The organism is Vibrio sp. B1FIG11 (assembly GCF_905175335.1).
Lineage (GTDB): Bacteria > Pseudomonadota > Gammaproteobacteria > Enterobacterales > Vibrionaceae > Vibrio > Vibrio campbellii.
The window spans coordinates 1132884-1146967 of record NZ_HG992752.1 but is presented as its reverse complement, the minus strand read 5'-3'; the positions used below and the strand labels follow the sequence as shown (position 1 = coordinate 1146967).

11 protein-coding genes are annotated in these 14084 nt (G+C 45.8%); 4 read left to right on the top strand and 7 right to left on the bottom strand.

Annotated features, from left to right (window positions below; genetic code table 11):
• Positions 1-405 precede the first annotated feature (405 nt).
• Together KHO06_RS21975 and KHO06_RS21970 are read right to left on the bottom strand one after the other, a co-directional pair.
• Entirely contained in the window at positions 406-1668 is a 1263-nt protein-coding gene (locus tag KHO06_RS21975) for a hydroxymethylglutaryl-CoA reductase (protein ID WP_005427148.1), read from the bottom strand.
• 541 nt (positions 1669-2209) lie between these two features.
• Positions 2210-3223 (bottom strand): AraC family transcriptional regulator, encoded by a 1014-nt coding sequence (locus KHO06_RS21970; RefSeq protein ID WP_212582509.1) that lies wholly within the window; start codon positions 3221-3223, stop codon positions 2210-2212.
• A 148-nt stretch (positions 3224-3371) separates the two neighbouring features.
• On the opposite strand from KHO06_RS21970, the gene KHO06_RS21965 reads away from it, so the two are divergent.
• The 4 genes from KHO06_RS21965 to KHO06_RS21950 are packed head-to-tail and all read left to right on the top strand — an operon-like array spanning position 3372 to position 7297.
• Positions 3372-4493, top strand: a complete 1122-nt coding sequence (locus tag KHO06_RS21965) for an HlyD family secretion protein (RefSeq protein ID WP_212582508.1) — start codon at positions 3372-3374, stop codon at positions 4491-4493.
• Positions 4483-5496 carry a DUF2955 domain-containing protein gene (locus KHO06_RS21960; protein WP_212582507.1) on the top strand — a complete coding sequence of 338 codons (1014 nt, stop codon included), beginning with the start codon at positions 4483-4485 and terminating at the stop codon, positions 5494-5496. The genes KHO06_RS21965 and KHO06_RS21960 overlap by 11 nt, the downstream gene beginning before the upstream one ends.
• 26 nt (positions 5497-5522) lie before the next feature.
• Complete coding sequence (locus KHO06_RS21955) at positions 5523-6644, top strand: AI-2E family transporter (protein ID WP_050914258.1); 1122 nt, start codon at positions 5523-5525, stop codon at positions 6642-6644.
• A complete protein-coding gene (locus KHO06_RS21950; RefSeq protein ID WP_005446913.1) occupies positions 6641-7297 on the top strand; it encodes an ion channel in 657 nt (218 codons plus the stop codon). The genes KHO06_RS21955 and KHO06_RS21950 overlap by 4 nt, the downstream gene beginning before the upstream one ends.
• A gap of 70 nt (positions 7298-7367) precedes the next feature.
• On the opposite strand, the gene manA is transcribed toward KHO06_RS21950, so the two are convergent.
• The 5 genes from manA to uhpT form a co-directional block, all read right to left on the bottom strand.
• Positions 7368-8588: a mannose-6-phosphate isomerase, class I gene (manA, locus tag KHO06_RS21945; protein ID WP_212582506.1), complete on the bottom strand. Its 1221-nt coding sequence runs from the start codon at positions 8586-8588 to the stop codon at positions 7368-7370.
• Positions 8589-8706: 118 nt separating this feature from the next.
• A complete protein-coding gene (locus KHO06_RS21940; RefSeq protein WP_212582505.1) occupies positions 8707-10047 on the bottom strand; it encodes an MFS transporter in 1341 nt (446 codons plus the stop codon).
• A 5-nt stretch (positions 10048-10052) separates the two neighbouring features.
• A complete protein-coding gene (gene uhpB, locus KHO06_RS21935; protein ID WP_212582504.1) occupies positions 10053-11552 on the bottom strand; it encodes a signal transduction histidine-protein kinase/phosphatase UhpB in 1500 nt (499 codons plus the stop codon).
• On the bottom strand, positions 11552-12160 hold the full coding sequence (gene uhpA, locus KHO06_RS21930) for a transcriptional regulator UhpA (protein WP_045367819.1): 609 nt from the start codon (positions 12158-12160) through the stop codon (positions 11552-11554). The genes uhpB and uhpA overlap by 1 nt, the downstream gene beginning before the upstream one ends.
• A gap of 183 nt (positions 12161-12343) precedes the next feature.
• Positions 12344-13741, bottom strand: coding sequence for a hexose-6-phosphate:phosphate antiporter (uhpT, locus tag KHO06_RS21925; RefSeq protein ID WP_038889605.1), 1398 nt, complete (start codon positions 13739-13741; stop codon positions 12344-12346).
• Between the last annotated feature and the right edge of the window lie 343 nt (positions 13742-14084).

Below are 14084 nucleotides of genomic sequence, written 5' to 3'. Positions count from 1 at the left end.
CTATTAAAGTTGTTAATTACAGAAAATAGTCGCGTGGAAGCTTAATTTTTTACAAGAAATAATGATAAGTACTTGAATCGTAATCGAGTATTTTGATGTGAGTTGGCTCAAATAAAATATGAAACTTTTTTGAATTCATACTTTGGTGGCGAGAACGTTTTCGTCAAGTTTGAGTAAGGTACGTTAAATGATATAACGCTTAGTTGTCTTGGCGTGAGCTTTTAAAGGAATTTTGAATAAGGAATGACTCAATCCAGTGTTACTGAGGGAATACTGCTCGCCAAAGGCGAAATGTTCGTGGTTACTGGGGGGGGGGTAGTGTTTGATTGAGGTGCCATTAGCGGTATGTAGTAAAAGAAACCACTCTATGAATGACAAAGAGTGGCTTTCCTAGGTTTCGAGCTGTTACTTTCTTGCTAGCTTATGATGTGCACGAGAGAAATGATCGGCACAGAATGCGCCAACAATTGAAAGCTCACCAGCCAAACACAGACCAGCAGCGACTTCTGCTAACGCCTTTGCTTTACCATTGCCGTGCAAGCCAAGGATATCCAAACACGCTTTTTGAGTTGGCAAGCCAGTACCACCGCCTACAGTACCAACCATGATGTTTGGCAGGGTTACTGAGGTATACAAGTTTCCTTGAGAATCCACGTCCATTCGAGTGATACCAACCGCAGATTCTGCTACGCAAGCCGCGTCTTGGCCGCATGCGATGTACAAAGCGGTGAGGGCATTGGCGTAGTGTGCGTTAATACCTATGGTGCCACTTAGTAAGCCACCGACCGTATTCATCTTGCCAAATTTGACCATGGCTTCTGGCGTGGTGTGCAGGTATTTCTCAACCAAAGCCGCAGGAATCGTCACTTCAGCGGATACTTTTTTACCGCGAACGGAGCGCAAGGTGTGAGCGTTGGCCTTCTTATCACCAGACAAGTTGCCGTCAAGGTAAGCATCAACCGGAGCGATAGGGCTGTGTTCGAGAATGTAGTGGAATACCTTGTGTGTCGCGATGGTCACCATGTTCTGACCGGACGCATCGCCCGTCACGTATTCAAACACCAAGTAAACATGATTGCCTTCAATATTTACGTTGATGTCTTTTAGCTTGCCGTGCGTGGTAGTGGATTCTGCTTCTTTACGGAAGATATCGTATTGAGTCACCACCCAACTTACGAACTGCGCGGCTTCTGCAAGAGATTGGAAGCCAAACACAGGTGTACGGCTAACACCTTCACTGATCAAAAGGGTACTTGCACCACCGGCGGCAGTAATTAAGTTTGCACCGCGGTTGTAAGAAGCGACCAATGCAGCTTCTGTTGTTGCGAGAGGGACTAAGTAGTCGTCGTTCGCGTAGAGACCGTTAATACGCAAAGGGCCGGCAACACCAACAGGAACATTAACGGTACCAATAAAGTGTTCGATGTTGTTGGCGTATTGGTCGTAATGCGATTGAGTAAAAGGATCCAGAAGAAGATCTTTGTCCGTCATGGATTCTAGCACCTTCCAACGGCGCGCAATGTGCTTTTCCGTCAGACCTGCGCTAAGGCAGAGTTTCTTTTCTGGCTTGTGGTATTTCGGTTCTAATGCCGATTGTACTTTTTCGCAGGTTCCATTCTCAGAGAGTGCAGAGCTATTCCTTGCGCTGTCTAAATTTAATTTCGGCATACAAACGTTTCTTTATTCATTTGGTTTGGAATTGTAGTGATACAAAACGTGATTACAATCCCGCGTATACGTTTTGCAACAAAAGGTTGCTCAGCTTCAAAGGGATGAGCATTCATCTTGAACCGAAGATTACGAGCTATCGGCGTGACAAAAAACAAACAATACAATTGCGATCTAGATTAACTCATTGAAAAAAATAACTTTAAAGATAGCTTGGTACGGATGGTGAATGAGTAAGAAATGAGCGAAAGTCTAAATTCTTATTATTGTTAAAATTGCGCAAGGTGGGTGAATTACTCTAATTTTGAACATCAAAAAGATGGGATTGAAATGTTCTGGCATGGCGTAAAATGGTAAATAATTTGAGTTGCGCCGCGGCATAATAGCCCCACGTTTTCAATTGAGGGTAACGTATGATTGTTTACTTTCGAGTTCAGGACGTAGAAGTGCTGTGTGATGAAATAGACCTCGCAACACTGATGCAAACCAAGCTCAAGCAATTAACTAATACCAAGCCTCAAATGGACTGAGCAGTATAACGTCACGAAGTGCTGGATGCGTTCAGCGCAATAGACTGTTTATACACTTTAGGAGATAACCCGGACACTCTTTTAAATGCGCGTGAAAAGTGCGAAATGCTGGTGTAGCCAAGTTGATTGGATATATAGGTAAGAGAGTGTCCTTCTTCCATAAGCTCGCAAGACACAGAGAACATCAATGACTCTTTAATATGTCGAAAAGAAGTCCCTTCATTCTTTAACTTTCTTTGAAAGGTTCGAACAGAATAGCTCAGCAACTGAGCCGCTTCTTCTATCGACAAATTACGCTCTCTTACATAAGGGCGAAGGAGTTCAAACACGCTATCGGTAAAACTCGTATGCCACTGGAGCTGACTAGGTTTAGCGCCTAATTGCGAGTCTGATATTTGGATTGGCACGTTAAGAATTTCATCGGGGATATAAACACCAGCTTTGTCTTGACCCACGAAGATCTGGCACTGGTTAGGCACGACACTTTTTACGATATCGCTGTTGCTGCCCTGCAGACGTACTTTGCTCGGGTACCAAGTAGTTTTGGTCAGTATGCTGATGAGTTCTGTGATGTAAATGATCGCAAATGCTTCTGACCAGTCAGCGATTTGCGTGTCTTTTTGTTCGGAGAAACGACAAAACCAAGCATGACCATGATGGGTTTCGAAAGAAACGTTACTGCCTGGCGAGTCTAAATGGAATATCTCGTCAATGTGCTGCATTGATTCACCAATGGTTTGAAATGGCAAAAACTGATGCAAGACATTGGGTATAACACGGCGACGAAAGACAAGCACCAATAAGTCGGTGAATTTAGTCACGCCAAGTTGAGATGAAGTTAAGTGAATCAAACGTTTTACCGATTCAGACGGAATGTAGTCAGAATCGGTTTGGAACAAGTCTGCAGGTAAACCAGCATCACTGAGTAATTTGTGCTTATCCAACCCATAGTCGGCAAAGACTTCGACCAAGATACGCGCGTAGTTGGTCTGGATGACAGGTAAGTGGAACGTTTGATTCGGCATTGCTTTGATACTCCTTTATCAAGGACCCATCTTAGCGCATAACGCACGGTTTTTGATATAGCTCGCTAATTATTCTTCAATTAATGGCAGGTTGGACAGAACGATATATTCTTAAAATGTTCAATCTATTCAATGGTAAGGGGATAACATGTCCGAGAGCGAAAAAGAAAAACAGCCAACGGAAGTGTCGGAAAACAAAGAGACAAACAAAAAAGACAAAGTGAAGGCGGTCACCAACTATTTACTTTTGTTTATTGTCGTCATGCTCGGCTTCAGCATTGTGTCAGACCGTATCATTCCAGTGACCGATAATGCGCGTGTTAAAGGTTATATCGTGCCGATTAAGCCGCAGGTCTCTGGCAATGTACTCAATATTAACGTTCGTCCGAACCAGCTTGTAGAAGAAGGTGATGAGCTTGCTGTCCTTGATAAATCTGACTATGAAATCGCGGTAAAGCAAGCCGAAGAAAATCTTGAAATTGCTGGGCAAAACGTTGGTGCACAAACCGCATCAATCGCTTCGGCTCAAGCAAGATTAACGTCTGCGATTGTTGAGCGCCAAAACACTGAAGCGCAAGCCAACCGTGTACTTGCTATGGCAGAGAAAGGTGTGGTTTCTAAATCGGATGCAGACAAAGCCAGAGCATCATTGGCAACGGCAAGAGCAAACGTCGTAAATGCCGAAGCGGATCTTGAAAAAGCGAAACAACAACTTGGCGCAGAGGGTGAAGAAAACAGCCAAGTTAAAGCAGCATTGCTGGCACTTGAGCAAGCTCAGCTGAACTTAGAACGTACGGTGATTCGTGCGCCAACTCAAGGCGGTGTTTCGAACTTCAGCTTGACCGAAGGCTTCTATGCTTCAGCAGGTCAGCCAATCATGACGTTTGTGTCGACAGAAGACATTTGGATTGAAGCGTACTTCCGTGAAAACAGTTTAGGCAACGTCAGCATTGGTGACGAGGTAGAAATCGCCCTCGATTTTGTTCCTGGCAAAGTCATCAAAGGCAAAGTGAGCAGTATCGATTGGGGTATTGATTGGGGACAAAACCAGCAGGCAGGCAAACTGGCTCAAGCAAACCAGCAGACGGGGTGGTTACGCCAGACGCAAATGCTGCCAATCGCGATTGAGTTTGATCGCGAAGAAGTCAGAGGAATGCTTCGCGTTGGCGGGCAAGCAGACGTGATTGTCTACAGTGGTGACAACTTTGTGTTCAACACGCTTGGCAAGCTTTGGATTCGTCTACTGAGCGTATTGTCTTATGTCCGATAACCTGAGCATTGATAACGCAACTCAACGCCGGATTCTGCGCTTCAGCATAGGTGTGGGTCTGGCGGTGTTTCTCGCTGCTTGGATTAATTGGCAATTGGCGTTTGTCGCGCCAGTGTTTACTGCGAAGTTCTTGGTCGATAAACCAAATCTTCATAGAGAAACGATTTACGAGTTGCTGCTGGCATTGATTGCCACCATGGGATTGGGGCTTCTTCTTTCAGGAGGCATTACTCAATACCCAATTGTTCTACTGATTGCTGTCGGTTTAATGATGGCATGGGGTTACTACTTGTTTACTGACCCCAAATGGAATCTGTTCGCGACCATTTTGTTGATTGCGGTATTGATGTTGCCGTTTATGGCAATAAACAACCCAGCGATTTCCTTGGTTCTTGCGAGTGGCTTGGCGATTTCTGGAGCGGTATCGGTGGCGATTTTTGGTCTGGTCCATATTTATCTACCAGAGCCAGATAGCGAGTTCGCTGGCTATGCGCAGCCACCTATTGGTAAGGAACAGCGTTGGCATGCGTCATATAGAGCCATGCTGATTTCGTTTCCTGTGGTGTGCTTCTTCTTTGTCTTTCAGATTTCAGAAGCGCTGCTCACCATGATGTTTGTCGCGTTGCTGTCTTTAATGATTACGTCAGAGAAGTCAGTCAAATTAAGCGCGTTCTTAATCATCAGTAATGGTATCGGCGGGATGCTCGCCATCTCGGCGTTCTCGATACTCGCCATAGTGCCAAACATTTTCTTTTATACCGCTTTTATCGCGTTATTGGCGGTATGGATAGGGAAGAAAATTTATACCGTGCCAGAAAAGGCACCGATATTCGCCACCGCGTTCAGTACGTTGCTTGTTTTAATTGGCAGCACGCTTATGAGTTCGGGCGATATCGACAGCAACACATTTATCCGAATCTTCCAATTGGTATTGGTCGGGACGTACATGATTCTCGCGTCGTTATTCTTAGAAACACGGCAATGGAAGTTTTTGCAAACATAACCGCTTAAATACGAAAAGGTAACGCTATGATAGCTTCAAATGATTTCTCTAAACAGGCGATAGACGCCGCAATCAAGATCGGAGCAGTAGCGTTACTGATCTGGTGGTGTTTTTCAATCCTCAGTCCATTCATCATGCTAGTGGTGTGGGGGGGCATTATTGCTATTGCTCTCTATCCAGTCATGATGACGCTTCATAACCGCTTAGGCATTTCAAAAGGCAAGGCGAGTGCGCTCCTCAGTACCATCGGTGTGCTGTTACTTTTAGTTCCCCTTATTGCACTTTCATCCGGTCTTTATACCAGTGGTACCGAGGTCGTCACTGGGTTGCAAGATGGCACTTTAGTTGTCCCTAAGCCGCAGGAAAGCTTAAAAGAGATCCCTGTCGTGGGGGACAAGCTGTTCGTAGCGATTAACTACGCATCGACCAACATGGAAGGCTTCTTAGTTAAGTATGGCGAGCAAGTGAAAGGTTTCCTTTCTCAAGCCGCATCTATTGTTGGTTCGGTAAGTGGTGGTTTCATCCAGTTCATCATTTCGACCATGATTGCTGGTGCGTTCATGAGCAATGCAGAAGTTTGCCAGAAAGGTTTTACTAAGCTAGCTGACCGCCTCACCAACAAGAAAGGTGAAGCGTTGATTGATCTTTCAAAATCGACCGTTCGCAGTGTCGTTCAAGGTGTGATTGGCGTTGCTCTGATTCAATCTGTCATGGCGGGTGTTGGTATGGTCGCGGTTGGCGTTCCTGCTGCTGCGCTTTGGATGGTTGCCGTTATTCTGATTGCGATTGTTCAGTTGCCGCCGATTCTGGCGTTGATTCCTGCGATTATTTACGTGTTTAGCGTCGAATCAACACTGGTTGCTGGCATCTTCCTAGTTTGGTGTATTTTGGTGAGCGCGAGTGATGCGGTACTGAAACCAGTGCTTCTTAGTCGTGGTTCTGACACACCGATGCTTGTGACACTGTTGGGTGCACTGGGTGGTATGGCAATGTCTGGTATCGTAGGTCTGTTTGTTGGTGCTGTAGTACTGAGCCTGACTTACCAATTGATGGTGAACTGGCTAGATGAAGATGACACTGAAGCAAACAAAGCACCGAACATTGACCAAAAAGCGAAGGAGGAAGACAAAGTAGAGGTGGCATCATGAAACCGATGACCAGGGAAGATAACTTCTACTTTTTGTTTTTCGCACTCATTGCGTTGTTCTTCGGCTGTGCTGTGATGCATCAGTTTTATCCAGATGGGCAGGAATTTGTTCTTGCTCTTTTGGTGGTGACATTAGGTGCTTCGATTGCAGGTATCAACAAGAAGAACAAATCCAACCGAACATGGTATGGCGTGTTACTGATTGTGGCCGTCATCTCCTATGGGATGTCTTTCTTAGAGCATTTAGATCTGTCCATTTTGACGCTAGGTGCATTACTGGTGTTCTTGTTTTCGCACATATACTCGGCGCTAAAGCAGGTGGTGTTAACTAAATCGGTGACGACAAACCACATCATCGGTTCGATTTGTATCTATCTGCTACTGGGGCTTGCGTGGGCGGTGATCTACTTGTTGGTGTTGGAGTTCTTCCCTAGCTCTTTCACTGGATTAGAAGCAAAACCTTGGCTGTCGAACTTGTTTAATGCCTTGTACTTCAGCTTTATCACGTTGACGACGGTGGGCTATGGTGACATTTCACCAACGGTTCCAGTGGCTCAGTTCTTCGTTTTCTTTGAAGCGATAGTCGGGAGCTTTTACTTAGCCATCATGGTGGCAAGTCTGGTGAGTATTCGTTTGGCCCAAGCACAGAGTTAACAAACAAATGAATGGTTTAAATGGCGGAGCTGAAAAGTCTCCGCCATTTTTGTTTTAAGATGAAATGAACTTAGCCATTAAATGCACGAGCAACGCGGCCTTCACAACGGATCGTGTAGTTCCCTACATAAGCAGGGATGAAAGCCGATTGCCCTTTGCCAAGCACCAATGTTTCACCGCTTTCTGCAAGCAGCGTTACGTCTGCATCGATCGGCATCAAAATTTCCGCACTGCTCATCTCGACTTGTTGATCTTTTGGCTCTTGGAATACAGAGAACTTGAAGTCTTGAACAGGGACAGGGAAGTTGTGCTCACAGCCTTTGATTTCTGCTTTAGTTAGCAGCGTGTTCATTGGCTTTGGAACGAAGTCGGTACACTTAACCAGTTCTTCCACATCCATGTGTTTTGGTGTTAAACCAGCACGAAGTACGTTGTCTGAGTTCGCCATGATTTCCAGACCAGTGCCTTTGATGTAAGCATGAGGCGTTCTTGCGCTTAAGAACATGGCTTCACCAGGTTTAAGCGTAATAACATTCAGCAGTAATGGGGCAAACAAACCCACGTCATTCGGGTACTGAGCAGCAAGGTCTAAAATCAATTCGCACACAGGGCGTGCTTGGTTGGTTGCTGCGTAACTTAATAAGTGATCCACGGCGTTAATCTTGCGCGCTTCTTCCATAGAAAGAATCTCCACGAAAAACTGACACAAGCCGTCTTGATTAGGATTGCGCTCAAATTGTTCTAGGTAACCGTTAATCTCTGGAATGTCACACAGGCGAAACTCAGCGATGATTTCATCAAACGGGCGAAAGCCGTTCATTGCTTGATATTCCGTTAGGGCATAAACCAGCTCTGGCTTGTGGTTGGCATCTTTGTAATTACGATTGAATGCACTCAGCGGTACACCTAGCTGTTGTTCTTTTACATAACCAAGCTCTGCATCTTGCTTGTTTGGATGCACTTGAATCGACAACGCTTTATCTGCGGCAAGAATCTTGAAGAGGAAAGGTAAGTCACCAAAGGCTTCAGCCGTGCTTTGGGATAGAAATGCTGACGGATCCTGCTTGATCAATTCCGATAACGAAACAGTTGTACTCGAAGCAGCACTTCCTTGTTTGACGGTAGAGCAACCATTTGGATGCGTGCCCATCCAAACCTCGGCTTGAGGTTGCTGAGCTTCGTTAGCAAAGCCAAACAAATCCTGGATAGCAGTGCGGCTTCCCCAGTCGTAGTTTTGGATCTTGTTGTCCATTTTGAAGAAGCATTTTGATGAAATAGTATTCGAATTCATGAATTTTACCCGTAGAAAACCCTCCGAACTGAATCGGAAGCAAAAAATAGTGGAGATTAGATGGGTGAGCGGTTAACTCACCCTAAGAGGTGTAGAAGTCGCTTCTACAATGATGTGTCTACAACCTAAGCTTGGGAGCGAGCGGCTTTCTTGAAGGTTGAGCCTGCAAGAATGGTAACAACAGCAAGCCAATAACGGCTGCGCATACCGAAATGGTGATAAAGAATCCAGTCCAGCTGTACTCTTCAAGAATCAATGCCAATGGATAGCCAGAAAGTGCGGCTCCCATGTAAGCAAACAAACCAACAAAGCCCGTTGCTGCACCAGCAGAATCTTTGTGCGAACATTCCGCTGCAGCCATGCCAATCAACATTTGTGGACCAAACACAAAGAAGCCAATAGAAAACAATCCCGCAGCTTGAAAGGCAAAGTTGGTTAACGGCATCAACCAAAGCGCAGCAACAGATAAGAAAATACCAGCCGCAAATAACAGGTTCATTGGACCTCGGTTACCACCGAACAGTTTATCCGAGCCCCAACCAGCCACTAGAGAACCAACAAAGCCACCGATTTCAAACATCGACAATGCTGCGTTGGCATTGATTAGACTGTAGTGGTGTTGCTCTGTCAGGTACAAGTTCCCCCAGTCATTGATGGCAGTGCGCACGATGTAAACCAGTACATAACTGAACGCGAGCAACCAAATGTACTTGTTGTTGAACACGTATTGTTTGAGGATTTCTTTGTAGCTAAGACCTTGCCCGTGATTTTCTTGGGCGAGTTCTAACTTGTCATCTCGCCATTGACCAACCGTTGGTAGCCCTTGAGTGGCCGGTTTATCGCGCAAACGCCAACAAACAACCACACCAAGAATCACACCGATAACGCCCGGTACGATAAAGCCTTCTCGCCAGCTGTAATGGAATGTAAGAAATCCAACGAGTAGGGGAATTAACGCGCCGCCTACGTTATGGGCGGTGTTCCAAATTGCCCACAAGAAGCCACGTTCTGAGCGCGAATACCAAGTGGTAAGTAACTTAGAGCACGAGGGCCAACCCCAACCTTGGAACCAAGCGTTCATCACCCAAAGTGCAGCGAGTGCAACCAAAGAGCTAGATAAGCCAAACGCGATATTGATAAGGCCCGTCGCGATTAAACCGACACCCATGAAAAAGCGAGGGTTAGAACGGTCAGAAATGGTACCTGAGATAAACTTCGATAAACCATAGGTGATGTAGAAAAGCGTACCAATCATCCCGATATCGGCTTTATCTAAACCTAAATCAGCAATCATCGCGGGCGCAGCGTAGTTGAAGGTTTTACGAGTGAAGTAAAAGCCTGCATAACCAAGATACATCCCCAGCATGATATGCAGACGCCAATAGCGGTAGCGTTCGTCCACTTGGTCTTTGCTAAGGGGAGTTTGGTTATAGCTCGGAGACTGAAATAATCCAAACATGCTCGTTACACCTTAGGTAATGTGATGGCGATTTGCGTGCCATCCACATGATCGTTCAAAGAGTAGATATACATTTTGCCGCCAAGTGCTTGCACGCGTTCTTGCATGCCGCGAACGCCCATGCCTTTCATGCAGTCTTCGGTTTTGAAACCAATGCCGTTGTCTGCGATGTTCAACGAAATGTTCTCGTCAATAGACAGCTCGATAACAATAGACGTCGCATTTGCATATTTGGCTGCGTTGTTTAATGCTTCTTGGCACAAACGGAAAAGGGTGACTTTTAACGTGTCGCCCAAAGACTCATAGTCACCTTGCCAATCAAGCACAACGCGAGTGCCATGATTGTCGAACTCCATTTCACGGGTTAACTGGTGAACGGAGTCTTTTAAGTCCAAATCATCGAGCATCTTCGGACGCAGTTTGCTCAGCAGATGTTTGGTGGTGTCATAAACATTGAGTGATAGGTTTTCGATCATGTCGGCACAGCGAGTGTTCATTTCAGCGTTATCGACCCGCTTAATGATGCTCGCTTGGGTACGGATCGCTGTGATGTTCTGACCAATTTCATCGTGCAGTTCTCTTGCCACGTCACGGCGTACTGACTCTTCTGCTTGAATGAGCTGTCGAGACAAGGTTTGGTTTCTCGACAATTCGCCACGAAGCTTTTGGTTAAGATCTTTTTGTTTCTGCACCGCTAAACCGAGCATGATGCCAGTCAAGGTTTGTGCCGAAAGGGACAACAGAAGGTCAGTGATTTCCAGATTCGAAACACCGCTTCGTGCAGCAATCAGAGCAATACTGTTTAACATGGTTGCAAGAAGTGCACCTTGCCAGCCGTAACGCAGTGCCAAGACGATGATTGGGATCGCCATACAGAAAGGCGCAAATCGAGCCAGTTCATCCGGCAAGCTGGTTTGAACCAAAATGCTGGCAATCAACAGCACGCTATAAAGCAGAATATGACGAACTTTGAATTGAACTTCGTTCGCCAGTAGATTGGAGGTCAAAGGCGACCAAGGGCTTTGGAAGAGGTAGTTCCAAAGCAAGTAGCACATTGGCAGAACCAACAAACCGCCTGCAATGCTCGCTAACCACGCCATGTAGACAGATTGTACGTGATAACCAACCGCAAGTACGTTAATGCAAGACGTCACGAGCAACACGACCGCCATCACCGCTAAGTGCTGATTCTGATCGCCTTTGTAATAACGTTTAGCCAAGTAAACAACCGGAATGCTCAATATGCTGGCCACCAACACCATTAACCATTGCGGCTGCTCAAGCAGAACGGCGAGAGCAACGGTCAATCCCCATTCGGCGAGATAAATCGTTGCCCAATACTTTGTGCGCGTGTGCAGTGTTAGCCCCAAACGCAACGCGAAGGGGAACAACAAGATCGCAAGCTCGGCATCGTTCACAAAGTAATAAGCGATCACCCACAGACAGAACCACGAGCATCCTGTCATGAATAAACCGCAAATGGAGGTGATGGTGTAGCTGCGCATTAAAACGACTCTTGTGAGAACAGTTTGGCGAGCTCAACGTTGTTCTTTACGCCAAGCTTATCCATAGCGTTTGCACGGTGAACGTGAACGGTTTTATGGCTTAAGCCAAGCTCAGTGGCGATGGACTTCACATCTAAACCACGAGCCAGCAATTGGCACACTTCGTTTTCTCGGCGAGTCAATTGAGTTAGCGTCGCTGCTTTGTCACTTGGTGTTGCGAGCTTCAATGCAATATCCGGCGTTAAGTAACAACCGCCCGATGCACTGGTTCTGACGGCTTGAATCAACTCGTCAGGGCTACAACGTTTGCTTAGGTAACCTTTCGCACCGAGTTTAAGTGACTTTTCAACCATAGCGGGTGAGTCATGCACGCTTAGCATGACACAAGCAATGCCTGAAGGGATTTCGGAGAGTAGGGTAAGCCCACTTTCGTCTGCCATCGAGATATCTAGAATAACCACATCTGGCTTGCACGCAGGTAATCCCACTCGAGCTTCTGCTACCGAGCTAAATTCACCTACAACATTCATGTCTGTTTCAAGGCTCAACAACTGAGCAAATCCAGAACGAACAATGACATGGTCATCAACAAGCGCTACGTTAATCATCTTAAATACCAAACTTCAGCAATACACAAACGAAAATGAGCTCAATACCAATTGGCGCAAGATAGGAGACAATCCTTTGGCACCTTTGATATAGAGAGCTCAATAAAAACCTACAATGATACTAAATTGACCCAGTTTATTTAATGATCTCGCGCGCTTTGACTGGCAAAGCGCGCTGGTTGATTAAGCTTGGTTTTCTGCCATTTCAAGCTTCTTCTTGTTTTGACGAATCTTTTTCTCTTCTGCGATAGCAACGAAGGCAAGCAAAACAATACAAATCATTGCTGAGGTATCTAGGGCAGCGAACGTGCCTTTCCAACCCGTAAGACCAAAGATTGGTGTACCGTCTGCAATCATGCCTAGACCCAGTTTCGCGAAGCTGTCACCAATTAGGTAAGCGAATGTGCCTTTTACGCCGTCTGCCACACTGATTGCTTTCTTAGGAACAAAGCCAACCGCAGCAACACCGATAAGCAGTTGAGGACCAAACACTAGGAAGCCAAGAACAAATAGTGACGCTAGGTACATGAACTCGCTGGTTGCGTGTTGGTAGAACTCAAGTGAGACGATGATCAAACCCAAAGAAACACAAGCCACTAACGCACGGCGACCGTTTGCTAGGTCAGACAGGTAACCCCACATCAATGTGCCGACTAACGCACCCACTTCGAATAGGGTAAAGCCAGAGATTGCTGCTTCTTTTGATAGACCAAGTTCTTGGTATGCGTAAACCGTTGACCATTGGTCGATACCGATACGCACGATGTAAAGGAAGATGTTTGCGAAGCAAAGTAGCCAGATCACTTTGTTTTTCAGAACGTATTCAACAAAGATCTCTTTCTTAGTCATTTGATTGCCTTCAGCCGCTTCGTCTTCTTCGCTGACTGCTTCATCAAATAGCTCTTCTACTTTACCTAGACCGTAGGCTTCAGGAGAGTCGTTACCATAGCGCATACCGATGAAACCAACGATGATCGCAATGATAGAAGGGAACACGAACATGCCGATCACGTGACCGTCAAACAAGTAGTTAGCACCAAACAGAGCCACACCTGCAGCACCCGCACCACCTACGTTGTGAGACATGTTCCAAAGACCTAGGTAAGATCCACGCTTGTTACGAGGCGTCCACTTAGTAATGGTCGAGTAACTAGAAGGACCACCAGTACTTTGGAAGAAACCACTTAGTGCGTAGAACGCCACCATCAAGAACAAGCTCGCGCTGCCACCGCCCATGCTGAAACTGAAACCAAGCATTGCCAGACCTGAAAGGATAAGCATGAAAGGGAGGAACTGCTTGGTGTTCTTACCATCGGCGTAGTAGGAAACCACGGTCTTACCGATACCGTAAGTGATCGAGAAACCCAGACCAATTAAACCTAGATCGGTCATCGACAAACCGTAAGTAGAAATCATGTCGTTTTGTGCGACGTTGAAGTTTTTACGGATCAGGTACATGGTCAAGTAACCAATGAATACCACTAGGTAAGATTGGATAAATGGTTTGAACCACATTTTTCTACGTACTTCGACAGGAAGATCGAGGGTAGGCTTCCGGACTTGTTCAAGGAATTTTAACATCGTGAACTCTCTTGTATTAGTGTGATGCACTTGCGTGCTCGCTTTCTTTTAGCTGTCGGCGATTGTAGAGAGTCCTATTTTGAACCACATGAGAGGAGGGCTTAGATCGACTAGGAAAAATTCCTAGAAAACGATTGCTGATTAAGAAAGCGTGAAAATCATCACATTCATAGAAATATAAATAGCGCTTTAAAAGCGGATAGAATGTATCTGTGGCGTGAATTGGCAAGTATTTGAACAGGCGATGATCTATGTTGAAGACCAATGTGTGTTGGCTCTTCTGCTCAGAGTGAGTCGCCTCTCATTATCAAATTGCACTTGGATTGTGACTAATGACAGCCCG

Bases quoted from the DNA above. Each gene is read 5' to 3' on its own strand.
- KHO06_RS21975 (WP_005427148.1), bottom strand. From the start codon at position 1,668: ATGCCGAAATTAAATTTAGACAGCGCAAGGAATAGCTCTGCACTCTCT.
- KHO06_RS21970 (WP_212582509.1), bottom strand. From the start codon at position 3,223: ATGCCGAATCAAACGTTCCACTTACCTGTCATCCAGACCAACTACGCG.
- KHO06_RS21965 (WP_212582508.1), top strand. From the start codon at position 3,372: ATGTCCGAGAGCGAAAAAGAAAAACAGCCAACGGAAGTGTCGGAAAAC.
- KHO06_RS21960 (WP_212582507.1), top strand. From the start codon at position 4,483: ATGTCCGATAACCTGAGCATTGATAACGCAACTCAACGCCGGATTCTG.
- KHO06_RS21955 (WP_050914258.1), top strand. From the start codon at position 5,523: ATGATAGCTTCAAATGATTTCTCTAAACAGGCGATAGACGCCGCAATC.
- KHO06_RS21950 (WP_005446913.1), top strand. From the start codon at position 6,641: ATGAAACCGATGACCAGGGAAGATAACTTCTACTTTTTGTTTTTCGCA.
- manA (WP_212582506.1), bottom strand. From the start codon at position 8,588: ATGAATTCGAATACTATTTCATCAAAATGCTTCTTCAAAATGGACAAC.
- KHO06_RS21940 (WP_212582505.1), bottom strand. From the start codon at position 10,047: ATGTTTGGATTATTTCAGTCTCCGAGCTATAACCAAACTCCCCTTAGC.
- uhpB (WP_212582504.1), bottom strand. From the start codon at position 11,552: ATGCGCAGCTACACCATCACCTCCATTTGCGGTTTATTCATGACAGGA.
- uhpA (WP_045367819.1), bottom strand. From the start codon at position 12,160: ATGATTAACGTAGCGCTTGTTGATGACCATGTCATTGTTCGTTCTGGA.
- uhpT (WP_038889605.1), bottom strand. From the start codon at position 13,741: ATGTTAAAATTCCTTGAACAAGTCCGGAAGCCTACCCTCGATCTTCCT.